This window comes from Methylobacterium sp. AC832 (assembly GCF_979256025.1).
Genome location: NZ_CEEDMV010000002.1, coordinates 360801 through 385412 on the forward strand (window position 1 = coordinate 360801; position 24612 = coordinate 385412).

Here is a 24612-nt window from a genome sequence, read left to right on the forward strand (position 1 = left end):
CAGCCCCGCCCGGTGAACGGCTCGACCTCCTGCGTCGCCGTTCCTCGGGCTAAGTTGCCGGCGGTCGAGCCGTCCGGCGCATCGACGTCGCGGAGATGGCCCAGAGCGCCAACCCGCCCAGAGCCAGGGCGACGCCGACCCAGCCGGTGGAGGGCAGGCCGAACCCGGCGGTGAGGGCGAGGCCGGCGAGCCAGGGACCCAGGGCGTTGGCGAAGTTGAAGGCCGAGTGGTTGAGCGCGGCAGCCAAGGTCTGCGCATCCTCGGCCACGTCCATCAGGCGCGTCTGCAGGATGGTGGCGAGGCCGCCCCCGCACCCGATGAGGAACACCACCGGCGCCAGGGTCCAGACGCTGCCCACCGAGAACGGGTAGAGGGCCAGAGCCACGGCCGTCCAGACCAGGGTCAGCCCGGCCGCCGGCATCAGGGCGCGGTCGGCGGCCCAGGCGCAGACGAGGTTGCCGATTGTGAGGCCGACGCCGAACACGGCGAGGACCAGCGGGATCGCCGCGGGCCCCGCGCGGGTGACCTCGATCAAGGTCGAGGCGAGGTAGGTATAGACCGAGAACAGGCCGCCGAACCCGATGGCGCCGATGGCGAGGGTGAGCCAGACCTGCCCGCTCTGCAGGGCGCCAAGCTCTCGCAGGGCGCTGGCACCCGAAGCCGGTCGTCCGAGGGGCGCCAGGATCCGCAGCGAAACCGCCGTCAGCAACGCCAGGACGGCGACGAGCCCGAAGCTCCAGCGCCAGCCGACGAGTTGGCCGACGACGTTGGCCAGGGGCACGCCCGCCACCGTCGCGATGGTGAGGCCGAGGATCACCCGCGAGACCGCCTGGCTCCGCCGCTCCCGGGGGACGAGGGAGGCGGCGACGAGGGCGGCCACGCCGAAATAGGCGCCGTGCGGCAGGCCCGCCAGGAACCGGAACAGCAGCATCCCGTGATAGTTCGGGGCCAGGGCCGACAGGACGTTGCCCAGCGCGAACAGCACCATCAGCCCGACGAGGAGCGTCCTGCGGGCCATCGTCGCCGCGAGCACCGCGATGACCGGCGCGCCGACGACGACGCCGAGCGCGTAGGCGCTGATCACATGGCCGGCCGTCGGCGCGTCGATGCCGAGATCGGGAGCGAAGGACGGAAGCAGGCTCATCGTGGCGAATTCGGTGGTGCCGATGGCAAAGCCGCCCATCGCCAGGGCGGTGAGGACGAGGCCGGGATGCCGGCTGGGCGCCGCATCCGGCAGGCCGAGAGCGCCGGAGCGGGTGTCGAGGGTGGTGCCGGTCATCGTGCCGCTTTCAGGTCTCGTTCGCGGTCGCCGCGCAAGGTGCAGGCCGCGTGAAGCAGGGCGAGATGGCTCAGGCCCTGCGGTGTGTTGCCGAGATGGTCGCCGGTCTCCGGATCGACCATCTCGCTCATCACGCCGACGCCCCTGGCGGCGGCGCGCAGCGTGCCGGTGAAGATCGCCTCGGCCTCGTCCTGCCGGCCGAGTTCGGCCAGGGCCTCCACCAGCCAGAACGAGCAGGCGATGAAGGCGCCCTCCTCCCTCTCGGCTCCCGAATAACGATACAGAAGCGGGCCGCGCCCGAGTTCCCTGCGGATCGCGTCGAGGGTGGAGGACAGGCGCTCGCGCCCGTCGAACCCGAAACGGACCGCCAGGATTAGTGAGGCGTCGAGTCGGTCGGTGCCGGGATAGAACGTATAGGCTTGGCGCGCCTCAGACCAGCAATGCTCCTCGATCCAGGCCTGGATTCGGTCACGCTCGCGCGACCAGCGCGGCACGCAGGTGGCCGCGATATGGCCGGCCTCCGCCAGTTCGACGGCGCGGGCGAGCGCCTGCCAGGCACTGATCTTCGACATCGTGTAATGCTGCGGGACTTCCAATTCCCAGATCCCGGCATCCTTCTGGCGCCAGCGGTCGGCGCATTCGTCGGCGAGATCCGCCAGGACCGTCGCGCTCTTCTGGTCGAGGATGTTGCCGTCGGCGACGAACAGGGTCGCGGTCTCGAAGATGTCGCCGTAGATCCCGTGCTGGTGCTGGCGCGCCGCCGCGTTGCCGACCCGGACCGGACGCGAGCCGCGATAGCCGGCGAGGTCGAGGGAGGTCTCCTCCGGCACCTTGCCGCCGCGCAGGGTGTAGAAGACCTGCGCCCCGTGCTCGTGCAGGCGCGCGATCAGCCAGGAGAAGGCGGCCTTCGCCTCCGGCATCGCGCCGATCCGCAGGAAGGCGTTGACGGTGTAGCCGGCATCGCGGATCCAGGCGTAGCGGTAATCGTAGTTCTTCGGCCCGCCGATCCGTTCGGGCAGGGAAGAAGTGGCGGCGGCCGCGATGGCGCCGCTCGGCGAATAGAGCAGCAGCTTCAGGGCGAGGCCGCTGCGCCGCACTTCGGAGCGGTGCGGGCCGTCATAGCCCAGCCCCTCCGCCCAGTGCCGCCAGGCATCGTCGCTGATATCGATGCGTCCGTCGATCTCCGCGATGGTGGGGATGCCGAGCGGTTCGTCCTCGCCGGCGAGAAGCGCCACGACCGCGCGCTCTCCCTCCTCCACCGTCACCGTGGCGGCGATGGTGCGGTCCTCCTCCTCGATGACGCGGACGTTGTCGCTGAAGCGGATCACCCCGAGCACCGGGCCGACATGGAAGACGCAGCCATTGGGCGTCGGCTGGAGCCAGGGCGAGAGGGTGTCGCCGCGCGTGCCGAAGACGGCGCGGATGCGGAACGTCACCGTACCGGAGACGCCCTCCAGCCGGCGCGCGAGTTCGCACCAGGGCAGGCGGCCGGCACGGCTGCTGTTGAGGGATTCGGTCACGCGTGCGGTGCCGGTCGCGGTGGTGAAGACCGTCTCCAGCACGTTGCTGTCGGTGCGGTAGCGCCGCTCCATCATGAACGGGCCATCGGGCCGAACCTGGAAATAGCCGCCGTTGTCCGGCTCGAGAAGCCGGTCGAACAGGGGCGGCGAATCCATCTCGGGGACGCACCACCACGCCACCGCGCCGTCCGGGCCGACGAGGACGACGGAGCGGCCATCGCCGAGCGGGGCGTAATCCTGGATCGGATATTCCGTGCCCTCGGGATCGATGCGAACGGGTCCGTCCCGCGAGGACGACGCCTCGCGGGAGTTGCACCGTGCATCGACGGTGAGGTCGGTGCCCGCCTGGGCTCGGTCATTCATTACGGGACTTGTGGAGCGAGGGACGGGGGCGGTCTGGAAACGGCCGGGCTAGTTGAGCGGAACCTTGTCCTTGCCCTTTCCGGGATTCGACGTGTTGACGAGCTCCGGCGATTTCTGTGCCGAAAGCGTCTGTTCCTGGGCCTTCGTGTCGATGCGCTTGGTGCGGGTGAAGGGTTCGAGGGTCTGTGAGGTGCCGGTCTGCAGGGCGCGGACGATGCCTTCGATCACGCGGAGATCGGCGAGGCCTTCCTCGCCATCGGGCTCGGGCTCGCGGTCGTCGAGGATGCAATCCGAAAAGTACTTCAGCTCGCCGCCGAAATGATCGGTGTTCTTGAAGCTGGCGTGGCTCTTGTCCTCGCCGATGGTGACGATGTGCTCCAGGGGCTTGCCGTACATGTAGGCCGGGTTGACCTCGACGCTGCCCTTGGTGCCGACGACCGAATAGCTGTCGAGGGTATTGCCGTAATAGGACAGCACGAACTGCGCGATGCGGTTCTGCGGGAAACGGAGCGTCACCGCGACGGTATCGTCGAAATCGCCGAGGCCGGCTTCGGGGTGACGGATGCCCACGGCCGAGACCACCTCCGTCGGCTCGTCGCCGAAGATGTAGCGGGCGGCGTTGATCGGATACGGACCCATATCGAAGATCGGTCCTGCCTCGATGCCGCTCGTCGCCCGGTGGTTCTCGGGCGAGACCATCTGGGTGAAGGTCGAGGAGAAGGTCAGGAGGTCACCGAGCTGGCCGGAGCGGATCAGGTCGATGGTCGCCAGGGTGCAGGGCTCGAAATGCAGCCGGTAGGCCACCATGAGCTTGGCGCCGGAGGCCTTCTGCGCCGCGATGATCTCCTTCGACTTCTCGGCCGAGATCTCCAGCGGCTTCTCCACGAGGACATGGATGCCGGCCTTCAGCGCCGGCACCGCGAACTCGGCGTGGCGCCAGTTCGGCGGGGCGAGATAGATCGCGTCGATCGTGCCCGAGGCCAGCAGCGTGTCGAACTGCTCGTAGCCATAGGATTCGGTCACGCCGTATTGCGCGCCGACGCCGCGCGCCTTCTCCGGGTCGCCGGTGACGAAGGCGACGACCTCCGAATTGCCGGTGTGCTTCACGCCGGGCAGCATGGCTTCCTGCGTGATGTCTCCGAGGGCGACGAAGGCGTAGCGGACCTTTTTCGAGGATGTCAGGCCGAGGGCGGAGGCGATGCTCATGCGGATGTCCGTGCGGTTATGCGTGGCGTGCGGCCTTGGCCGGCGTGGAAGGACAGGCCGAGCCGAGGCGCCCGCGATGTCGGGCAAAGCCGGCAGGCTACGCGGCAGCAAAAGGCCCGGCAGAGCGCTATGTCGGCCGCGCGCCGGCTGTGATGAGAAAGGAACGTTGCGCTGCAGCGAATGTTTCCGCGTCGGCCGGTCGCGCCCGTCCGCCCCTGGCCTCAGCGCGAGACGGCGAGCCGCAGGATGCGCGACAGATCGGCCACCGAATAGGGTTTGCGCAGGAGCTCGAACCCATGGCTGCCCTCCTCGGCGAGGACGTGGCTGTAGCCCGAGGTGAGCACGATCGGCAGATCGGGCCATTTGCGGCGGATCGCGTGGCCGAGATCGATGCCGTTCATGCCCGGCATGACCACGTCGGAGAAAACCACCTCGAAACCGGCGGAGTCGCGCGCCAGGGCGTCGAGGGCCCGCTGCGCATCCGTCACCCAATGTGTGACGTAGCCGAGTTCCTGCAGGGCCTGGGTCGCGAAGGCACCGACCTCCGCGTTGTCCTCCACCACGAGCACCCGGGTGCCGTGCCGCTCGGCCAGGGGCGGCGGCTCCCGCACCGGCTCGGCCTCCACGGCCTCGCCCGCCGCGCGCGGGAGATAGAGGGTGAAGGTCGTGCCCTGGCCGAGGCGGCTTTCCACCACGACCTCGCCGCCCGATTGCTTGGCGAAACCGAAGACCTGAGACAGGCCGAGGCCGGTGCCCTGCCCCACGCCCTTGGTGGTGAAGAACGGCTCGAAGATCCGGTCCAGCATCTCGGGCGCGATGCCCGAGCCGGTATCGGCGACGGAGACGGCGACGAAATCGCCCCGGATGCGGGGATGCGCCCGCACGGCCGGAATGGTCGTGGCGCGGCGGACCCGGATGGTCAGCCGGCCCTCGCCGTCCATGGCGTCACGGGCGTTGACGACCATGTTGACGAGCGCCGTGTCGAACTGGCTCGGATCGGCGTCGATGAGGCAGGCCAACGGCTCTCCCGCGTCGTCCCGGCCGGTCTCGATCTGGGTCACGACCTGAATGCGCGCGCCCGTGAGGGTGCCGACCATGTCGGCCACGGAGGCCACGCCCTTGGCGACGTCGAAGACCTCGGGCGTCAGGGATTGCCGACGGGCGAAGGCCAGGAGCTGGCCGGTGAGCTTGGCCGCGCGCGTCACCGTATCGGAGATGGCGTCGACATAGCGCCGCCGGCGCTCCTCCGGCAGGTCGGGCCGGCGCAGGAGGTCGGTGGAGGACCGGATCACGGTCAGCAGGTTGTTGAAGTCGTGGGCGACACCGCCGGTGAGCTGGCCCACGGCTTCGAGCTTCTGCGATTGGCGGAGCTGCTCCTCCAGGGCCTTGCGCTCGGTCACGTCGCGGCCGGCGGCGTAGAAATGGTCACCCTGCGGGATCGCGTTCCAGGAGACCCAACGCTCGCTGCCATCCGCCGCCAGCTGCCGGATGTCGAGGTTGTCGAGGATGGCGCCGCTCCGCAACCGGTCCATGGCCTGCTCGGCCGCCTTGCGGTCGTCGGGATGCACGAAAGCGTCGAACCGCGCGCCGACCAGCGAATCGGCGGGCCAGCCCAGCATCTCGCTCCAGGCCGGATTGACCGACCGGTAGAGTCCATCGAAGCCGCAGATCACGAGGAGGTCGCGGCTCGCGCGCCAGACGAGGTCGCGCTCCGTGGTCCGCTCGCGCGCCGTCGTCCTCAGCACGGTCTCGGCCTCGCGCCGGTCGGTGATGTCGTTGAACAGGATGGCGACGCGCCGCTGGACCGGCTCCCCGATGCGCAGGGCGTGCACGTCGAACCAGCGGCCCAGCGTCACCGCCCCGCTCTCGAACCGCACGGGATTGCCGCTCAGCGCGACCTCGCCATAGGTTTCGAGCCAGCGGGGTTCGATGCCGGGAATGACGTCGCTGACCCAGCGGCCCTCGACGTCGCCGAGGCCGGCCTGCCGTTCGAAGGCGGGATTGACCTCGATGAAGCGGTAATCGATGGCGCGGCCCGTGGCGTCGAACCGCATCTCGACGATGCAGAACCCGGCATCGATGGCATCGAACAGCGTCCGGTAGCGGGACTCGCTCTCGGCGAGCTTGCCCTCCTCGGTGCGAAAGCGGGTGACGTCGAGCTGGCTGCCGAAGAAGTAGCGCAGGCGCCCGTTCCGGTCGAAGACGGGGCTGACATAGAGCTCGTTGCGGAACGGCGTTCCGTCGCGGTGATAGTTGATGATCTCGACCACCACGTCGCGCCGCGCCGCGATGGCGTCGCGCAGGCGCGCCACATCGGCCGGGTCGGTTCCCGGCCCCTGCAGGAACCGGCAATTGTGCCCGACGAGTTCCTCAGCCGAGTAGCCGCACAGGTCCTGAAAGGCGCGGTTGGCGAAGACGATGGGATTGTCGGGCTGGTTCGGGTCGGTGATGATCTGCGGCATGCGGGTCTTCTCCGCCGCCGTGAACAGCAGTTCCGGCCCCGCCGCCGAGGTTTTCTGGCCGCTGTCCGGGGAATGGATGCCGGACGCGATCTCCGCTTTCAGCCGCGCGATCTCGGCCTCGAGTTCGGCCTCGCGCCGCCGCAGCCGATCGATGTCGTCCTCCATACTGCCCGTTCCCATCCGGCCGCCGCATTCACTCGGGCTTCGAGGACCCCAACGGGCGAACGCGCGGTCGGCTCCCTAACTCAGGTTGGGGAGACTGTCGCGCATCCCTCATCGCCCGGCCCCCTGGCGCGAGCGCTAGGACGGCGGCGGTATTCAGCCGCGTGCGTCCTCGTCCCATTCCACCCGCGGATAGGAGACCGGGGGCTCGCGCAGCGCCCAGAGTCCCAGGCATCCGACGGCACAGACCGAGGCGCTGATGTAGAGGATGAGGTCGAGCACGAACGATGTCCTCGCGACGGGTTGGCGACGCGGCATTCTCCCGTGGCATGGCTAAGAAAGCCTGAACGCCCGCGGGATGGCGACGGTCTAGAACCGCTCGTCGCGCAGGCGCTACGGCGCGGTGGCGCGCCGGCTCGCGGCGAGGGACGCGGCCTTGCCGCCTGCCGCATAGAGGTCGAGGCGGGAATACAGGCCGAAGACCGAGCCGTCGTCGAGGAAGCCGCCGGCCGGGCCGAGGGTGGCGGTGAGGATGGCGTTGGCCTCGTCCAGGGTTACGGCCGGAAAGGCGGCCGTGAGGAGGTGTCCGGCCTCCGGCGCGACCCGCGCGACATCCACCGGCTGGCCCGACCGGTCCCGATGCACCACCGGCAGGCCGTAGGTCTGGGTGGAGGCGTAGAAGGCCCCGTTGGCGGCGGCATCCTTGAACCGGCTCCGGTCGGCGGCGGCGCAGGCCGCCACCGTGTCACCGCAGCCTTCGCCGAGGACGGCCTGGAGCTCCTTGCGCGCCGCCTTCAGGGCCTCGGGATAGTCGGTGATGGTCACCGCGCCGTCGGTGGCGCGGCTCATCTCGTTGTCGATGGCCGGGTTCGCGCGGGTCTGACCCACATAGGCGGGGTCGTTGGCCAGCAGATGGGCGACGGCATGGAGCGCCACCGCCCTGCCCCCGAGCACGTCCATGGCGTAATGGGCGCCGACCACGATGCGGTTGTTGCCGTACTCGGCCCCGCGCGCGATCATCTGCTGGTAGCGCTCGGGCACCAGCAGGGCGAGGAGCAGCGATTCCGTGTAGCCGTAGGTGGTGTGGCCGCTCGGATAGGACGGGCTGTCCGTGAGGTTCTGTTTCGGCCCGCGCAGCCAGTCCATGCTGTGGGAGGCGGCGCCGAAATAATCCTCGCCGCGATAGGCGAGAAGGCTCGGCTCGGTCTGGAACGGGCGCGAATTGCCGAAGGCGTCGGCACCCGGCGTTCCGGCGGGACGGCCATAGGCCTTGCCGAAGACATCCGTCGTGCCGCCGACCTTGGTGAGGATGGCGCGGGCGGGTTCGGAGACGGGGGCCTCGCCATTCGTCGTCGCATTGGCGAAGAAGTACTTCCCCGCATTCGAATCCGACTTGGTGATGTTGTTGGTGTAACCGATCAGGCGGGCGAGGCTGCCCGAAACACTGGTGAAGGTCTTGAAGTCCTCGTAGCGCGCCTTGGCCTGATAGGCATCTCCCAGTGCGGTGCCGAGGCCGTCGGCGAGCTGCGCGGCGTTGCCGTCGGTGATGAAGCAATCGCGCAGGGCGAGGCGCTGCTGCTCGGGAAAGGGCAGCAGCAGGGGCTGCGGGTGCCGCCCCATCTGGATGTCGCCGGTGACCGTGAGGTTCGCCGCCAGCGCGGCATTGCCCTCCGCCGTCGCTGGCAGGGCGCTCACCGGCGCCAGCCCGCGCAGGGCCTCGAGATTCGTCGCCGATTGTGCCAGCGCGTGAGCGGGCGCCAGGGCGAGGCATGCGATGAGCCCGAGCGTGCGGGCCGTGTTCGTGCGTGGTCTGGTCATGGCACCGGAATCAGGCTGTCGTGGCGGTGGCGCAGGCTAGCAGAGTGCTCCGCCCATCGCCGCCGGTTTTCGCGGCGGACCACGCGCACCATTCCGTGACGCCTGCGTGACCCATTCTCCGGCGGGGGGGCGAGGACCGCCCCTGACGGAATGTTCCTCGGAGACTTATCCGCGCTTGGCGCTAATGGTGCATCTCGGCTCCCACTGAGCCAAAGCCCATCGGGACCGATGACCGCCCATAAGCCGCTTTCCATGTGTTGCCGCATGATCCCCCGCCCTTGCCAGCCGTCGCCGGTCGCGCGCCGGTCGTGTCCGTTCGGCGAGGCCCGCAGGCCCGGTCCGGCACGAGGGGAATCGGCGTGAGCGAGCTCGACGGCTGGGCCGAACGCCGCCGCATCGCCGAGCAGGCGCGGGGCGAGCGCGCATGGTCCCTGTGGGGGCCGTATCTCGCCGAGCGCCAATGGGGGACGGTGCGGGAGGATTACAGCCGCGACGGCAATGCCTGGCGCTCGCTGCCGCATGAGGAGGCACGCTCGCGCGCCTATCGCTGGGGCGAAGACGGGCTGGCGGGGATCTGCGACGAGCGTGCGCAGATGTGCCTGTCCCTCGCCCTCTGGAACGGCCGCGACCACATCCTGAAGGAACGGCTCTTCGGCCTGACCAACGAGGAGGGCAATCACGGAGAGGACGTCAAGGAGGTCTATCACTACCTCGACGCGACCCCGAGCCACGCCTACCTGAAGTTCCTCTACCGTTATCCGCAGGCCGCCTTCCCGTATGAGGACCTCGTCCGCGAGGGGCTGCGCCGTGGTCGTGATCAGCCGGAATACGAGATCGAGGCGACCGGAATCTTCGACGGGGACCGGTTCTTCGACGTGACCGTCGAATATGCCAAGGAAGATATCGACGATATCCACGCCGTCATTACCGTGACCAACCGCGGTCCGGACGCCGCCGACCTGCGTGTCGTGCCCCAGCTCTGGTTCCGCAACATCTGGTCGTGGCGCGAGGGACCGGCGGAATCGCGCCCGCGCATGGCAGTCCAGCCCGATGGCGGCATCGCCTGCGAGCATCCGCGCCTCGGCCGCTACCGCCTCTCCTTCGACGGCGAGCCGGAGGTGCTGTTCTGCGAGAACGACACCAACCTGCGCCTGCATGGCTGGCAACCCGATGCCGCCGGCCCGTTCAAGGATGGGCTCCACGCGGCCATCGTCGGGGGCGACGAATCCGCCGTGCGGAGGGATGGGGGGACCAAGCTCGGCCTGCACTACGCCTTCCGCCTCGCGCCCGGCGAAACCCGGCGGGTGAACCTCAGGCTGTCGTCGGGGGCGCGGCCTCGTCCGGTCGACCACGAGGGCGCCATCCTGTTGCGCCGCGTCGCCGAGGCGGATGCGTTCTACGACGCGTTGCAGGACGGCATCGCCGATGCGGATTCCCGCGCCATCTTCCGGCAGGCCGCCGCCGGGCTGATCTGGTCGAAACAGTTCTATTGCTTCGATGTGCGGCTCTGGCTGAAGGGCGATCCGCTCCAGCCCGCCCCTCCCCACGAGCGCGATGGCGGGCGCAACATCCACTGGCGTCATTTCGCCGGGTCCGACGTGCTCTCGATGCCGGACAAGTGGGAATATCCCTGGTTCGCGGCCTGGGACCTCGCCTTCCACTGCCTGCCGCTGGCGCTGCTCGACCCGGATTTCGCCAAGAAGCAGCTCCTGCTCCTCACCCGCGAATGGTACATGCACCCCAATGGCCAGCTTCCGGCCTATGAATGGGAGTTCGGCGACGCCAACCCGCCGGTCCATGCCTGGGCCACCTACCGGGTGTTCGAGATCGACCGTGACCGGCGCGGCGGGCGCGGCGACCTCGCCTTCCTCGAAGGCGTCTTCCACAAGCTCCTGATCAACTTCACCTGGTGGGTGAACCGCAAGGATGCCGACGGCCGCAACGTCTTCCAGGGCGGCTTCCTCGGCCTCGACAATGTCGGGGTGTTCGACCGGTCGCGGCCGCCGCCCGGCTTCGGCCGCATCCACCAAGCCGACGGCACCGCCTGGATGGCGATGTATTCGCTCAACATGATGCGCATCGCCCTCGAACTCGCGCTCCACAACGACGTCTACGAAAGCACCGCCTCGAAGTTCTTCGAGCATTTCCTCCTCATCGCCGAGGCGATGACCGATATGGGCGGCGAGGGCTTCGGCCTGTGGGACGAGGAGGACGAGTTCTACTACGACGAGGTCGACATTCCCGGCGGCGGGATGCTGCCGTTGCGGGTCCGCTCCGTGGTGGGGCTGGTGCCGCTCTTCGCCGTCGAGGTGATCGAACCCTCGGTGCTGCAGCGGCTGCCGGATTTCGCCCGGCGCCTGAACTGGCTCCTCGAGAACCGCCCCCACCTCGCCTGCCTCGTCTCGCGCTGGGACGAAGGCGGCGTCGGCGACCGCAAGCTGCTGTCGCTCCTGCGCGGCCACCGGATGAAGGCGCTGCTGCGGCGCATGCTCGACGAGGCCGAGTTTCTCTCGACCCACGGCGTGCGCTCCCTGTCGAAGGCGCATCTGGAGCGGCCCTATTCCCTCAACGGGTTCGGCGACGCGTTCACGGTTCGGTACGACCCGGCCGACTCCACATCGAACATGTTCGGCGGCAATTCGAACTGGCGCGGCCCGGTCTGGATGCCGATCAACTACCTCGTCGTCGAGGCGTTGCGACGGTTCCATTCCTATTACGGCGACGATTTCGTGGTGGAATATCCGACGGGATCGGGCACGTTCCTCACCCTCAACGCCATCGCGGACGCCCTCACCGACCGCCTGATCTCCCTCTTCGCCAAGGGCGAGGACGGAAAGCGCCCGGCCTTCGGCGATCGCCCGCCGATCGCCTCCGCGCCCGGCGCCGAGGAGGCACTGCTGTTCCACGAGTTCTTCGACGGCGATACCGGCCGCGGCCTCGGTGCCTCGCACCAGACCGGCTGGACGGCGCTGATCCTCAACCTCCTGCACCAGAAGGCGCGCCAGACGGAGGTGGAGAAGGGGAGAGCGGCGGACTGACGGGCCATGCGAGGGGCAACCGAACGGCCATGCCGCAGCCACGAACCTCGATCCGTCTTGTTGTGGCGCTGCAACACCACGACGAATTGATGCCCATCCGGAAACGAGATGTAGTTTAGAAATGTCGTTCGGGAGAACATTTGTCCCGAAAAGACAAAGGTTTGCTCACTCGAAAGACGAGTTATTTAGAAAACATACAAAGTACCACCCGGCTTGCATAATGAGCGGCTCGCTTCTTTGCTCGGAGGCACGGTCATCAAGCGATGCTGCCATGATCCAAAGTGGGTGGTACTGGTATCATGCCAACGGTTTCAGTCGATGCGCTGCATCGTAGCGAGGGCCTGAAGCTTCAACGCTTTCTGCTTCGGCTGCTCGACAATCCCGCCGACGCCGCCGATGCGATGCAGGAAACCTATCTCCGCCTCATCAAGGCGCTCAACAGGACCGAGATCGAGCACCCGCCGATCTTCCTGTTTTTCGTGGCCCGCAACGTCGCCAACAGCTTGGGAAAGCGTCGCCGGTTCGAGGCCGATCTGTTCCGGCAGGTGACGGACGTCCACCTCGCCAGCGGCGTCGACGAGACGATCCGCACGGAGGAGCAGGTCGTCGCGCGCCAGCAGCTCCGCTTGGTCGCGGCCGCCATCGACGAGCTGCCGCCACGGTGCCGGGACGTCTTTCTGCTCAGTGCCTTCGATGGACTCGCGAACGGAGAGATCGCAGCGCGGCTCGGCATCAGCCGCAACATGGTCGAGAAGCACCTCATGAAGGCGCTGCTTCATACACGCCGTCGCTGCGCCGACTTCTTCTAGTGTTGCGATGCTACGACCCCGTATGTCGGGAGCTTGCGATCCGGCACGTCCGCTATGAAGGACCGGGTCGGCCTATCCCCCCCCTCGGCACATCGATAGAGCGGCATGAACGAAGGCGTCTCACCGGATGCATCGCCCGGAGGGGAGGACGATCCCGTCTATGAGGCCGCCGCCTTCTGGGTCGTACGGCTTACCTCGGCCGATGCGAGCGGCGCCGATCGAAAGGCCTTCGAGGTCTGGCGCGGGGCCGATCCGGCCCATGCCGAAGCCTATGCGGAAATGGAGACGTGGCGCCGAACCATGGGCCAAGTGCCCGATCCGCGTGAGCGTAAGCCCAGGCGGGCCGTGGGGCTGAGCGCCGTCGTGGCGATCGCCCTCGCCGGAATCGCGGGGGCTCAGCTCGGTCTGATCGATCGCCTGCGGGCCGATGCGTGGACGGGTGTGGGCGAGATCGAAACCCGCACCCTGGTCGACGGGAGCCGGATCGACCTCAACACCGACACGGCGGTCGCGCTGCGTTTCACGGCCGAGGAGCGCGCCGTCGATCTCCTCCGGGGGGAAGCGGTGTTCGATGTCGTGCCCGATCCGCAGCGTCCCTTCATCGTGCGCGGGAACGGTGTCAGCGCCCGCGCCGTCGGAACCCGCTTCTACGTGCGGGTCGATGGAGCCGCCGATCCCGTCGGCGTTGCCGAGGGGCGTGTCGATGTCTCGACGGCTGTCGGTCACACGCTTCTCCATCCGGGTGAGGTCGCGTTCCGGGACGAGGGCGACCGCCCCGTCGCGCGGCAGGGAAATGTCGCAGAGGCGATGTCGTGGCGAGACGGTAAGCTCTCGTTCTCCGGCCAAAGCCTCCGGCAGGTCATCGCCGAACTCGAGCGCTATCGGCGCGGCCGGATCTTGCTGATGGATTCCTCCGTCGGCGAGCGGCGCTTCAGCGGCACGCTCGATCCACGCGATACCGACGAGGCGCTCGACGTGCTGGTCACCGCGATGGGGATCCGCGTCACCCGCCTGACGCCGTTCGTGATCCTGGTGCGTTAGCCGCCCTTGTCCGACGCGCGAAAAAAGTTTCGGGGAGGACGTCAGGAGATTCGCGGGTCGACGGTCTATCTCCGCAGGGACGAAGAAGCGCGAAGCGCACCGCCCCGGTTTTGGACGGATGGGGCCGATGATGGTGATGCAGGATCGAGATGTCGGGGCGCGCTGGCTCGCGCGGGGAGCGTGGATCGGCGTCTCGCTCATCGCGATGAACCAGGTCGCGGCGGCTCAGCAGCCCTCCACCGCGCGCCGGCTCTTTCAAACCCTGCCCCGGTTCGACCTCGTCCCAGGCTCGACACGGATGGCGGAGCATTCCGCCGAACAGACCACGATCCGCGTCAGGGTTTCCATCGAGGCCGGCCCGCTCGAGCCGGCGCTCGCGGCCCTGTCCAAACAAGTGCAGCTCAAGCTGGCCTACAAGACGTCGCTGACCGAAAATCTCGTCACGGCGGGTGCCGCCGGCGATTTCCTGCCTCTCGAGGCCTTGGCCAAGCTGCTGGAAAACACCGGTTTGACGTATCGCTCGGCCGGTACGTCGACCATCACGCTCGTCAATCCGCGCTTCGTCCAACTCGAAGCGCCGACGGCGCCGCCGGGAGGTGTCCTCCTCGATGAGCTTTCGGTGGAGGCGCAGCGCGCGAGCGCCGCGGATTCGATGTCGGCCGCCTCACGCTTGTCCGCCCCCTATGCCGGGGGCCAGGTGGCACGGGGGGGACGGATCGGTTTGCTCGGCAATGTCGACACGGCGAAAACGCCGTTCAACGTCACGAGCTACACGGACCGCTTCATCCGGGACCAGCAGGCGAGCACCGTGTCCGAGGCACTCATCCTCGATCCCTCCGTCCGGGCCACGCAGACGACGGGCGCGCCCTTCGACTCTTTCTCCATCCGCGGTTTTCCCATCAACGAGGGGACCAGCGGCGAGATCGCCTTCGACGGGATCTACGGCGTTGCGCCGAGCCTGCGTGTCCTCACCGACTATGCCGAGCGTATCGAAGTCCTGAAGGGTCCCTCGGCGGCACTCTCGGGGATCGCTCCGAACGGGGGAATCGGGGGCGTCATCAACGTGGTGCCCAAACGTGCGGGCGAGGATCTGACGCGTGTCACCCTCGATTACGGTTCGATCGCACGCGGCGGCGGCCAACTGGACATGGCGCGGCGCTACGGTGCGAACCGGGAATGGGGGGCGCGGTTCGTCGGCAGCCTGCGGGGCGGCGACACGCCCATCGACCGCCAATCCGAGACGACGGGGGTCGCGTCGCTCGCCCTCGATTACCAGGGGGACCGCTTCCGTGCGTGGCTCTACCTGCTGGCGCAGAACGATCGCTTCACCGCTCCTCTGCGTCCTTTCCTTCTCAGGGCCGGCGTGCCCGTACCGAGGGCCGCCGACGGTCGTATGAACGTGAGCCAACCCTGGGAGTACTCGAAGGTGGACGATCGCGGCGGTCTGCTGCGCATGGAGTACGACCTGAGCGACCAGATCACCCTCTTCGGCGACATCGGCGGTTCGCAAACGGGTGTCGAGCGTTACTTCGCATCCGCACCGACCATCACCAACGTCCTCGGCGACACCACGACGGCCCCGCAATACTACAATCTCGGCGTCGACCGGCTCACCTATGACGCGGGCATCCGGACCAAGTTCGAGACCGGATTCATCCGCCACGCCTTCGCGGTACAGACCTCGGTCTACACCGAGGATACGGGACGGGATCTTTCCGCCGTGCGCGGCAGCTATCTGTCGAACATCTACAATCCCGTCCTCGCCCCCTACATCGCTCCGGTCATCTCGTCGTCTCGGCCGCGCCTATCCGACACTACGCTGACGGGGGTTTCGGTGGCGGACACGATGTCCGTTCTCGATGAGCGCGTTCTCCTCACGGTGGGCGTGCGTCAGCAGCGTATCGAGGCCCGCAACTACGTCTCGAACGTGGGCACCCTGGCCTCGTCCTACGACCAGAGCGCGACCAGTCCCCTCGTCGGTCTCGTCGTACGACCCTGGGAGAACATCTCCCTCTACGGCAACTATATCGAGGGTCTGAGCCGTGGCGACATCGCTCCGGCCACCGCGACCAACTTCGGGGAGGTGTTGGCGCCCTACGTCGCGCAACAGGTCGAGGCCGGCGTGAAGGTGGATTTCGGCCGGATCGGCACCTCCTTCAGCGCCTTCCAGATCACGCGGCCCATCGGCGAACTGAGCCCGGACAGCCGCTATGCCCAAACCGGCGAACAGACCGTGAGCGGCCTGGAGTTCAACGTCTATGGCGAGATCGCACCGGAGCTGCGTGTCCTCGGCGGCCTCACCTTGCTCGACGGCGTGCGCACGCGATCCGCGCTGGCCGCCAATGTGGGCAATCGGCCGATCGGCGTACCCGATGTGCAACTCAATCTCGGAGCGGAGTGGGATCTGCCCTGGGTCCCAGGCCTGACCCTGAACGGCGCTGTCATCTACACGGGGCGGCAATTCGTCGATACGGCGAACGCCCAGGCCCTGCCGGATTGGGCCCGTCTCGATCTCGGACTTCGCTACGCGACCCTGTTGGACGGGCGCCGGACGACGTTCCGCGCCAATGTGGTGAACGTGACGGGGACGAATTACTGGACCGGCGTGGCGTCGTTCGGCACGTTCTTCCAGGGGGCGCCGCGCACCTACCTGCTGTCGATGTCGATCGACCTCTGATCGGCGACTTTGCGTTCCGCGCGCGTTGCCGATCGAGACGGGAACGCATGCCCGTTCCGATGCTCTGACGGCTTGCCGTCGGGCTCGACCACTGGCAGGCGTACTCCATGCTGGAAACCGCGCCTGCCCGCCGACCCTTCTCCGCCCTGCGCAACGCCCTCCGGAGCGAGGCCAGCGGCGGATTGATCCTGATGGCGAGCGCCGTGCTCGCCCTGATCGTCGCCAATTCCCCACTCGCGTCGAGCTACTTCGCCCTGCTCGGCGCCTATGTCGGCGGCCTCTCCGTGCTGCACTGGGTCAATGACGGCCTGATGGCCCTGTTCTTCCTGCTCGTCGGGCTGGAGATCAAGCGCGAGGTGCTGGACGGGCGGCTTCGCACCTGGCCGGACCGGGTCCTGCCCGGAATCGCGGCTCTGGGCGGGATGGTCGCGCCGGCGCTGATCTACGTCCTGGTCAACCGCTCCTCGCCCGAGACCCTGCGGGGCTGGGCAATCCCCACCGCCACCGATATCGCCTTCGCGCTCGGAATCCTCGCCCTGCTCGGATCGCGTGTCCCGGTCTCGCTCAAGGTGTTCCTCACGGCGCTGGCCATCATCGACGATCTCGGCGCGGTGCTGATCATCGCCGCCTTCTACACCGCCAACCTGTCGCTCCCGAGCCTCGCCGGTGCGGGCGTCGTCGTCGCGATCCTGTTCGGTCTGAACCGCGCGGGCGTGAGCCGCCTCTCGCCCTACCTCGTCCTCGGCGCGGTCCTCTGGTTCCTCGTGCTGAAATCGGGCATCCACGCCACCATCGCGGGCGTGCTCCTCGCTCTGACCATTCCCCTGCGCCTGAGCCCCGCCAGGCCCGATGACCCGGCCTCGCCGCTCCACAAGCTGGAACATGCGATCCATCCCTGGTCGGCCTATCTCGTCCTTCCCGTCTTCGGCTTCGCCAATGCGGGCGTTTCGTTCAGCGGCATGTCGCCGGCGATGCTGTCCGATCCGGTGACCCTCGGCGTGGCCCTGGGCCTCCTCGTCGGCAAGCAGATCGGCGTGTTCGGCGCGGTCTTCGCCGCCGTGAAACTCGGCCTCGCCCAGCGCCCGGCCCATGCCGGCTGGTGGCAGATCTACGGCCTGTCGCTGCTCTGCGGCGTCGGCTTCACCATGAGCCTGTTCATCGGCCTCCTCGCCTTCGCAGACAATCCCGGTCTGGAGACCGAAACCAAGATCGGCGTGCTCCTCGGCTCCGTGACGTGCATGATCGCCGGAGCCGTCGTCCTTCTCCTCGCGCCCGCCCCCGACCGCCGGACCGACGCCGCGGCGTGAGGACGCGGGCACGGTCTCATTCTGCATTGGCAACACAATCTTAAACGGAACCGCCTAGACTGGTCAGTCGGAGAGCAGGATGACTCGAAAGGCAGGCTTGGCTTTCAGCAAGGTGGCCGTGACGGTTTCGGTGGCGGCGGTGATCGGCGCGAGCCTGTTCGCCACTCACAGCAACAGTGACGACGCGGCAGCGTGGCGCGGCGCCTTTGCACGCCCGTCCGAACTGCCGGTGCCCGAGGGCGGTCCCGATACGCCGGCCCAGGTCGAGCTCGGCCGGACACTGTTCTTCGATCCGGTCCTTTCGCAATCCCGCACCATCTCCTGCGCCACCTGCCACGAGCCGTCGCGCCATTGGGGCGACGGGCGGATGCGGGCGATCGGCGAGCCCGGGATCGAACTGAAGCTGCGCACGCCGACCCTGCTCAATGTCGGTTGGCTCGCGCCGCTCGGCTGGGACGGCAAGTTTCCGGATCTCGAATCCGTCGCCTTCACGCCGATCACCGGCCCGAATCTGATGAACCTCTCGGAAGAGGAGCTGATCGCCCGCCTGCGGGCCGATCCGGATTACGTCTCGGCCTTCGCCGCGACCTTCGAGGATCGTCAGGTCACGCGCGGCGGGATCGAGCGGGCGCTGGCCGCATTCCAGCGCACCATCGTGTCGGGAAGCGCGCCGTTCGACCGCTGGCGCGACGGCGATGCTTCGGCGGTGGAAGCCCCCGCAAAGTCCGGCTTCGCGCTGTTCAACGGCAAGGCCGGGTGCCACGAATGCCATTCCGGCTGGGCGTTCACCGACGGATCGTTCCACGATATCGGCGTCGGCCGGGACGACGATATCGGCCGGGGACGTCTGTTCCCGAAATCGAAGGGCCTGCAATACGCCTTCAAGACCCCGACCCTGCGCGACGTCGCGCAGCGCGGGCCATACATGCATGACGGTTCGGTGGCGACCCTGCGCGAGGTGATCGATCTCTACGATCGCGGCGGCATCGAACGCCCGAGCCGTTCCCCCAAGATCCGGCCGCTCAACCTCTCGGAATCCGAGAAGGCCGATCTCCTGGCTTTCCTGGCCACGCTGACCGCCACGGAACCCAAGCAGAAGGCCGCGTCGAACTAAGACTTTGACGCCAGCTTCGCAGTCGCGAGGGCCGCCGCGGAAATCGCGGCGGGCTCGGCCGACAGGTTATCGTCCCATTCCGCTCAGGTTCTAGCGGAACAGCGTCAACCCGACGCCGGCGAGCGACAAGCCTACGATCATCAGGGATCCGCCCCAGGTCTCGTAGGTCGCGGCCCGCGCCGCCACGCGCGTCGAAGCATAAGCGAAGCTGCCGCCTGCGATCAGGGTCGACAGGCTGAGTGTTGTAATCACGCGAGAGCCTTTCTGCTTGATACGGAGAGAGGGCTTAGGCGCCGCCCCTCGATGAAGACCAGCTTTTGCCGAAATATCCCGTCGACAATGTCGACGAGCGCCTACGCTGTTGCTCGGGGGTGACGTGGCCGTTGATTCGTGCCTGGTCACGTGTGTTCGCGATACCGGCGCAGCCCACGGCTGGCCTCCCCGCTTCACAACCGCTCGGGGATGCGGATCGTCTGGGCCACGGTAGGGTAGCCGGTCTGGGAGATCGTTAACGATGCTTAAAAATCATTAACGAAATCCTTCCACGATCGATAAAATCTAAGTAGAACGACTTCAAGGCCGCCGAATGTCGGCGCTCCAGATTTCGCTAAGGCTTCACCACATGAGTGCGCGTTGTCGGTTGCCCGGCCCAAGTGCAATGTCTGCTGCCCTTCTGGTCCTCGTCACGAGCGCCACTGGGGCCAGTGCCCATGTCAAATGGTTCTGTGCATTCGACGTCGCTGGCGCGCCCGTCGGGCTCGGCGAGGTACTGTGCGATAGTTTCGAGCAGCTCGTCGTCGTCTCTCTCCTGGCCCTGTTCGTCGGCGCGTTGCTTGAGCGGACGATCCTCGGCGAGGCGATGATGCGGTCCCTCGACCGGGTCACGGCCTGGGCGCGGGAGAACACCGAACTGATGTTCCGGGCGGTCTGCGGTGGCTTCTTCGTGTCGCTCTGGTCGCTCGGCGGCATCATCCTCACGCCCGAGCTCACCACCACCAGCACCGCCCTGCCCTGGTTCCAGCTCGCCATCGCGGCGGGGTTCCTGTGGCGGCAGACGATGCCGCTCTCGGCGCTCGGCATCGTCGCCCTGTTCGGGATCGCGGTGGCGAATTACGGCGTCTTCCACCTCGCGGATTATCCCGTCTTCCTCGGCGTCGCCGCCTATCTCGCCCTGACGGGGCTCCGGCGCGAGCTGTTCGGGATCCGGCCCCTCGACATCGTCCGCTACTCGGCGGCGGTGACGCTGATGTGGGCCTCGGTGGAGAAATGGGCCTATCCACAATGGTCTTACCCGCTCTTCATCGAGCGCCCGGAACTGACCATGGGCTTCGACGGGGCCTTCTTCATGAAGGCCGCCGGCGCGGTGGAATTCGCCCTCGCCTTCGGGCTGCTCTGCACGCCCCTGGTGCGCCGCGTCGCGGCGATCGTGCTGGCGGCGGCCTTCGTCTCGGCGATCTTCGAATTCGGCAAGGTCGACGCGATCGGCCATTCCCCGATCATCGTGGCGATGGTGGCCATCGCCGCCGACGACGCCCGGGTTCCGCTGCGGGTCCGCCAGCTCGCGACGATGCCCTTCGGATACGGGGCCGCCCTCGCCAGTTTCATCGGGCTCTATTACGGCGCCCATGCCGCGCTGTCGGCGGCCGGGGCTTTGTAAGCCCGGGCCGGCATCCGGGACGCGTCGCGGTCAGTTGCCGTCGACGCGGACCGCCAGCTTCATCTTGGGATGGATGCCGCACAGGACGGCGAAGGTCCCGCTCACGGGGAAGACGATCTCGGCCTTGCCGCCGGGCTCCTGATCGCCGGAATCGTAGCGGAATGTCGGGGAGTCGATATAGGCGTGATGCAGGAGGTCGCCGTCGTCGTTGACGATCTGAACGGTCTCGCCTTTCTTGATGACCAGCGCACTCGGCTGGAACGCCCGCCCCTTCTGCGAGATGCGGTAGACCTGTCCGGCCGCCGAGGCATGGAGGGCAAAGGCGGCGACGCCGGTCGCGACCAGGGCGAAGGCAGCGCTGAATGAAGTGATGCGTCTCATGCAACCTGTAGGTATGATTTTTTGCCCTTTCGCATTTTCACCGGGGCAAGTAAATATGCTGTTAATTGGCAAAGCTGTATGAAGGTTTCAAGCCCAGCTTAACTATTGCAGGCGAACAATTTACGATGGGCCGGATGAGACACACTTAATGAATTCTATTCACGGTGGGAAATCCGCCAAGTCGGGCGAGAGGATCTGGCCGAGGCCGGTCGCCACGGCTGTCTCTTTTGCCGGCACTATCCGCGGTCGAATTCTGATCGCGTTTCTCATCATGACCGCCATTACGGGCATTCTCGGCCTCTCGGCGGCCTCGGGGATCCGCCGGGCCGACGAACTCGTGAGCCGGACCTTCGACCAGTCCCTCATGTCGATCAATTACGCGCGGGCCGCCGCCGCCGATTTCGCCAATATGCGCTCCCTGGAATCCCGTCGTCGGATGAGCGCCGATGCCGCCGTGAAGACGCAGCTCGAAGGCCGCCTCGAGACCCTCCGCCGCGTGTTCGCCGAGGATCTCGCCGTGGCGGTCGAGCGGGCCCAGTCGAGCCGCGCGACCCAGGCGGCGCAAGCCGTGGAGCGCTCGGTGAAGGATTGGGACGCCGCCCGCTCCGTCCTCGCCGGCCGCGAGACCAGGGAGGCCGATTGGGACGTCGTCGACCGGCATGCGGCCGCCGCCGAAGAGCATCTCGACCTCTTCATCAACCACACCGCCGGCGACGGTTTCATCTACCGGCAGCAGGCCCGGGCCATCGTCGCCCGCGAGACGCAGATCAACCTGTTCGGCACGCTGCTCGCCCTGTCCATGTCGGCCTTCGTCGCCTTCCTGCTGGCGCGGCGCATCATGCGGCCTGTGGCGGATGCGTCCATGGTCGCGTCGCGGATCGCGGCCGGCGACCTCAGCGTGACGATCCCGTCCGGCAGCGCGGACGAACTCGGCGCCCTCCTCGCCTCCATGGGCGTCATGCGCGACAACATCCGCCGGGCGATGGAGCAGGAGGTCGCCCAGCGCATCTCGGCGGAGGCCCATCTCGCCGACGCCCTCGAGACTTCCCTCGAAGGCATCGTGGTGGTCGATCAATCCGGGCGGATCGCGCTCATCAACGGGCAGGCGGAGGATTTCCTCGGATTCGGTCATGAGCCGCTGCCGCGGGACACCTCGCTCGCCGAGGTCGCCCGCGACGGCAACGCGCTCGCCCGCACGCTCCTCTCCGACGACGACGATTGGGCGGCGCCGCGCGAGACGCAACTTCTTGACGGGCGCTGGCTCCGGATCAGCCGCAGCCGTACCCGCACCGGCGGCTTCATCGCGGTCTGCAGCGACATCACCCTGCTGAAGGTCCAGGAGGCGCATCTCCAATCGACCAACCTGCGCCTCGACACCGCCCTCGACAACATGTCCCAGGGCCTGTGCCTGTTCGACGCCGAGGGGCACCTCACCGTCGTCAACCGGCGCTATTGCGAGCTGTTCGACCTCGCGCCGGAAGACCTGCCGCTCGGCACGCCCTACGAGGACGTGGCCTCGCTCTACCTGGCCTCGGCCGAGGAGGGCACGGTCTTCGAGATCGAGGGACGGCAGATCTCGGCCGCCGGTTCGGGCTTCCGCCAGATGGGCAACGGACGCGTCCTCGCCGTCACGCACAAGCCCGTGGCCGGGGGCGGCATGGTCTCCACCTACGAGGACGTGACCGAGCGGCGCCAGGCCGATGCCCGCATCGCCTACATGGCCCGCCACGACGTCCTCACCGGCCTGCCCAACCGCGCCATGTTCGGCGAGCGGATCGAGGAGGCCCTCGCCCATCTCGGGCGCGGCGGCATGTTCGCCGTGCTCTGCCTCGACCTCGACCGGTTCAAGGAGGTCAACGACACCCTCGGGCACCCGGTCGGGGACGAACTCCTCAAGGCGGTGGGCAACCGGTTGAGCGCCTGCCTGCGCGAGGTCGATACCGTCGCCCGGCTCGGCGGTGACGAATTCGCCATCATCCTCGCGGGCGTGACCTACCCGGAGGAAGCCACCATCCTGGCGCGGCGGATCGTGGACGTGGTGAGCAACCCCTACGAGCTCGACGGCCAGCAGGTCGCGGTCGGGGTCAGCATCGGCATCTGCCTCGCGCCCGGCGACGGCACCAGCTGCGACAAGCTCCTCAAGAACGCCGACGTCGCCCTCTACCGCGCCAAGGCCGATGGGCGCGGCACCTGGCGCTTCTTCGAGGTGGAGATGGACATCCGGCTCCAGGCCCGCCGCGCCCTCGAACTCGACCTGCGCGAGGCGGTGGCCCAGGGCGCGTTCGAGATGTTCTACCAGCCGATCTACGATTTTCGCGGCCGCCGCGTCGGCGGGTTCGAAGCGCTGATGCGCTGGCATCATGCGGAGCGGGGCCTCGTTCCCCCGGGGGATTTCATCACGGTCGCCGAGGAGATCGGCCTCATCGTGCAACTCGGGGCCTGGGCCTTGCGCACCGCCTGCACCGAGGCCATGCGCTGGCCCGACGGCATCCGGGTCGCGGTCAACGTCTCCGTGGCCCAGTTCCGGGACGGCATCATCATCCATTCCGTCAAGGAGGCGCTGAGCCTCAGCCGCCTCCCCGCTGCGCGGCTGGAGCTCGAGATCACGGAATCGGTCCTGCTCAAGGACAATGCCGCCACCCTCGCCACCCTGCACGCCCTGCGACGCCTCGGCGTCCGGATCGCCATGGACGATTTCGGCACGGGCTACTCGTCGCTCAGCTACCTGCGCAGCTTCCCCTTCGACAAGATCAAGATCGACCAGTCCTTCGTCCGCGACATCACGGCGGCCGACGAATCCGCCTTCATCGTCCGGGCCGTCATCGGCCTCGGATTGAGCCTGCACATGCGCACCACCGGCGAGGGGATCGAGAACGAGATCCAGTTCGAGCGCCTGCGCCAGGAAGGCTGCGACGAGGGCCAGGGCTATTATATCGGCCGCCCCGAGGGTGCCGGCAGCATCCCCGAGGTGCTGGAACGCTGGTCGGGACGGCGCGGAGTCACAAAGCACGCGGTGGCCTGAAGGGGCTGGTCGGCGGTTCCCGCAACCATGGGGCACGCTTCGCCTCCGGAAGAGGCGGGGTCCCCCTCTCCCCGCCGGGCGGGGAGAGGACGTCGTCCTCCCCTCGTCGGGAGGCGACGTGAGCCCGTCAGGGCGAGGGTGAGGGGGTATCTCCGGGTATGGCTCCTTCGGCCGCGCCCCCTCACCCCCGGCTGCCGCCTCGTCGCGCCGACGACAGGGTCGTCGCGGCCCTCTCCCCGCGTGCGGGGAGAGGGAATGCGCGCCGGCCTTCGGGCCAAGCAGGCATAGGGCACGTCCCTATTTGGAAGAGGCGGTTCCCCTCTCCCCGTGGGCGGGGAGAGGACGTCGTCCTCCCCTTGCCGGGAGGCGACGTGAGCCCGTCGGGGCGAGGGTGAGGGGGCGACTCCGGACGTGGCTCCACCGGACGCGCCCCCTCACCCTCGGCTGCCGCCTCGCCGCGCCGACGACGGGGTCGTCGCGGCCCTCTCCCCGCGTGCGGGGAGAGGGAATGCGCGCCGGCCTTCGGGGCCGAGAGCCGGAGGACACTTATCTATTCGGAAAAGGCAGTTCCCCTCTCCCCGCCGGGCGGGGAGAGGACGTCGTCCTCCCCTTGTTGGGAGGCGACGTGAGCCCGTCAGGGCGAGGGTGAGGGGGTCTCTCCGGGTATGGCTCCTTCGGCCGCGCCCCCTCACCCTCGGCTGCCGCCTCGCCGCGCCGACGACGGGGTCGTCGCGGCCCTCTCCCCGCGTGCGGGGA

Annotated in this window: 16 protein-coding genes; 8 read left to right on the forward strand and 8 right to left on the reverse strand. The window is 68.0% G+C overall.

Features of this window, described 5'->3' with window-relative positions; genetic code table 11:
- Positions 1 to 49: 49 nt before the first annotated feature.
- From AC0IXR_RS08930 to AC0IXR_RS08955, 6 genes are all read right to left on the reverse strand, one after another.
- Complete coding sequence (locus AC0IXR_RS08930; protein WP_471760448.1) at positions 50 to 1279, reverse strand: MFS transporter; 1230 nt, start codon at positions 1277 to 1279, stop codon at positions 50 to 52.
- Entirely contained in the window at positions 1276 to 3162 is a 1887-nt protein-coding gene (locus AC0IXR_RS08935) for a glycoside hydrolase family 15 protein (protein WP_471760449.1), read from the reverse strand. The genes AC0IXR_RS08930 and AC0IXR_RS08935 overlap by 4 nt, the downstream gene beginning before the upstream one ends.
- A 48-nt stretch (positions 3163 to 3210) precedes the next feature.
- A complete protein-coding gene (locus AC0IXR_RS08940) occupies positions 3211 to 4368 on the reverse strand; it encodes a Gfo/Idh/MocA family protein (RefSeq protein ID WP_471760450.1) in 1158 nt (385 codons plus the stop codon).
- 221 nt (positions 4369 to 4589) lie between these two features.
- A complete protein-coding gene (locus tag AC0IXR_RS08945; protein WP_471760451.1) occupies positions 4590 to 6995 on the reverse strand; it encodes a PAS domain S-box protein in 2406 nt (801 codons plus the stop codon).
- 153 nt (positions 6996 to 7148) lie between these two features.
- Positions 7149 to 7310, reverse strand: coding sequence for a hypothetical protein (locus AC0IXR_RS08950; RefSeq protein ID WP_200919065.1), 162 nt, complete (start codon positions 7308 to 7310; stop codon positions 7149 to 7151).
- A gap of 75 nt (positions 7311 to 7385) precedes the next feature.
- Positions 7386 to 8810, reverse strand: coding sequence for a phosphatase PAP2 family protein (locus AC0IXR_RS08955; RefSeq protein WP_471760452.1), 1425 nt, complete (start codon positions 8808 to 8810; stop codon positions 7386 to 7388).
- Positions 8811 to 9169: 359 nt separating this feature from the next.
- On the opposite strand from AC0IXR_RS08955, the gene AC0IXR_RS08960 reads away from it, so the two are divergent.
- The 6 genes from AC0IXR_RS08960 (at position 9170) to AC0IXR_RS08985 (ending at position 18796) form a co-directional block, all read left to right on the forward strand.
- On the forward strand, positions 9170 to 11848 hold the full coding sequence (locus AC0IXR_RS08960; protein ID WP_471760454.1) for an MGH1-like glycoside hydrolase domain-containing protein: 2679 nt from the start codon (positions 9170 to 9172) through the stop codon (positions 11846 to 11848).
- 401 nt (positions 11849 to 12249) lie between these two features.
- Positions 12250 to 12657 (forward strand): sigma-70 family RNA polymerase sigma factor, encoded by a 408-nt coding sequence (locus AC0IXR_RS08965; RefSeq protein ID WP_471760788.1) that lies wholly within the window; start codon positions 12250 to 12252, stop codon positions 12655 to 12657.
- Positions 12658 to 12762: 105 nt separating this feature from the next.
- Positions 12763 to 13698 carry a FecR family protein gene (locus AC0IXR_RS08970; RefSeq protein ID WP_471760455.1) on the forward strand — a complete coding sequence of 312 codons (936 nt, stop codon included), beginning with the start codon at positions 12763 to 12765 and terminating at the stop codon, positions 13696 to 13698.
- A 652-nt stretch (positions 13699 to 14350) separates the two neighbouring features.
- A complete protein-coding gene (locus AC0IXR_RS08975; RefSeq protein ID WP_471760789.1) occupies positions 14351 to 16375 on the forward strand; it encodes a TonB-dependent receptor in 2025 nt (674 codons plus the stop codon).
- 107 nt (positions 16376 to 16482) lie between these two features.
- Positions 16483 to 17682 (forward strand): Na+/H+ antiporter NhaA, encoded by a 1200-nt coding sequence (gene nhaA, locus AC0IXR_RS08980; protein WP_311273824.1) that lies wholly within the window; start codon positions 16483 to 16485, stop codon positions 17680 to 17682.
- A 79-nt stretch (positions 17683 to 17761) separates the two neighbouring features.
- Positions 17762 to 18796, forward strand: a complete 1035-nt coding sequence (locus AC0IXR_RS08985; protein WP_471760456.1) for a cytochrome-c peroxidase — start codon at positions 17762 to 17764, stop codon at positions 18794 to 18796.
- 90 nt (positions 18797 to 18886) lie between these two features.
- Here the strand turns inward: AC0IXR_RS08985 and AC0IXR_RS08990 are convergent, their stop codons facing one another.
- Complete coding sequence (locus AC0IXR_RS08990; protein WP_200919063.1) at positions 18887 to 19048, reverse strand: hypothetical protein; 162 nt, start codon at positions 19046 to 19048, stop codon at positions 18887 to 18889.
- Between the two features lie 406 nt (positions 19049 to 19454).
- Between AC0IXR_RS08990 and AC0IXR_RS08995 the strand changes: the two genes are divergently transcribed.
- Positions 19455 to 20453 (forward strand): hypothetical protein, encoded by a 999-nt coding sequence (locus tag AC0IXR_RS08995; protein ID WP_471760457.1) that lies wholly within the window; start codon positions 19455 to 19457, stop codon positions 20451 to 20453.
- Positions 20454 to 20483: 30 nt separating this feature from the next.
- On the opposite strand, the gene AC0IXR_RS09000 is transcribed toward AC0IXR_RS08995, so the two are convergent.
- A complete protein-coding gene (locus tag AC0IXR_RS09000; RefSeq protein ID WP_056425364.1) occupies positions 20484 to 20834 on the reverse strand; it encodes a cupredoxin domain-containing protein in 351 nt (116 codons plus the stop codon).
- 148 nt (positions 20835 to 20982) lie between these two features.
- On the opposite strand from AC0IXR_RS09000, the gene AC0IXR_RS09005 reads away from it, so the two are divergent.
- Positions 20983 to 23856 carry an EAL domain-containing protein gene (locus AC0IXR_RS09005; RefSeq protein WP_471760458.1) on the forward strand — a complete coding sequence of 958 codons (2874 nt, stop codon included), beginning with the start codon at positions 20983 to 20985 and terminating at the stop codon, positions 23854 to 23856.
- Positions 23857 to 24612: the final 756 nt, after the last annotated feature.

What these genes read in the sequence shown, in the direction of transcription:
- AC0IXR_RS08930 (WP_471760448.1), bottom strand. Translation starts at nt 1,279, where the DNA reads ATGACCGGCACCACCCTCGACACCCGCTCCGGCGCTCTCGGCCTGCCG.
- AC0IXR_RS08935 (WP_471760449.1), bottom strand. Translation starts at nt 3,162, where the DNA reads ATGAATGACCGAGCCCAGGCGGGCACCGACCTCACCGTCGATGCACGG.
- AC0IXR_RS08940 (WP_471760450.1), bottom strand. Translation starts at nt 4,368, where the DNA reads ATGAGCATCGCCTCCGCCCTCGGCCTGACATCCTCGAAAAAGGTCCGC.
- AC0IXR_RS08945 (WP_471760451.1), bottom strand. Translation starts at nt 6,995, where the DNA reads ATGGAGGACGACATCGATCGGCTGCGGCGGCGCGAGGCCGAACTCGAG.
- AC0IXR_RS08950 (WP_200919065.1), bottom strand. Translation starts at nt 7,310, where the DNA reads ATGCCGCGTCGCCAACCCGTCGCGAGGACATCGTTCGTGCTCGACCTC.
- AC0IXR_RS08955 (WP_471760452.1), bottom strand. Translation starts at nt 8,810, where the DNA reads ATGACCAGACCACGCACGAACACGGCCCGCACGCTCGGGCTCATCGCA.
- AC0IXR_RS08965 (WP_471760788.1), top strand. Translation starts at nt 12,250, where the DNA reads ATGCAGGAAACCTATCTCCGCCTCATCAAGGCGCTCAACAGGACCGAG.
- AC0IXR_RS08970 (WP_471760455.1), top strand. Translation starts at nt 12,763, where the DNA reads ATGAACGAAGGCGTCTCACCGGATGCATCGCCCGGAGGGGAGGACGAT.
- AC0IXR_RS08975 (WP_471760789.1), top strand. Translation starts at nt 14,351, where the DNA reads ATGTCGGCCGCCTCACGCTTGTCCGCCCCCTATGCCGGGGGCCAGGTG.
- nhaA (WP_311273824.1), top strand. Translation starts at nt 16,483, where the DNA reads ATGCTGGAAACCGCGCCTGCCCGCCGACCCTTCTCCGCCCTGCGCAAC.
- AC0IXR_RS08985 (WP_471760456.1), top strand. Translation starts at nt 17,762, where the DNA reads ATGACTCGAAAGGCAGGCTTGGCTTTCAGCAAGGTGGCCGTGACGGTT.
- AC0IXR_RS08995 (WP_471760457.1), top strand. Translation starts at nt 19,455, where the DNA reads ATGTCTGCTGCCCTTCTGGTCCTCGTCACGAGCGCCACTGGGGCCAGT.
- AC0IXR_RS09000 (WP_056425364.1), bottom strand. Translation starts at nt 20,834, where the DNA reads ATGAGACGCATCACTTCATTCAGCGCTGCCTTCGCCCTGGTCGCGACC.
- AC0IXR_RS09005 (WP_471760458.1), top strand. Translation starts at nt 20,983, where the DNA reads ATGAATTCTATTCACGGTGGGAAATCCGCCAAGTCGGGCGAGAGGATC.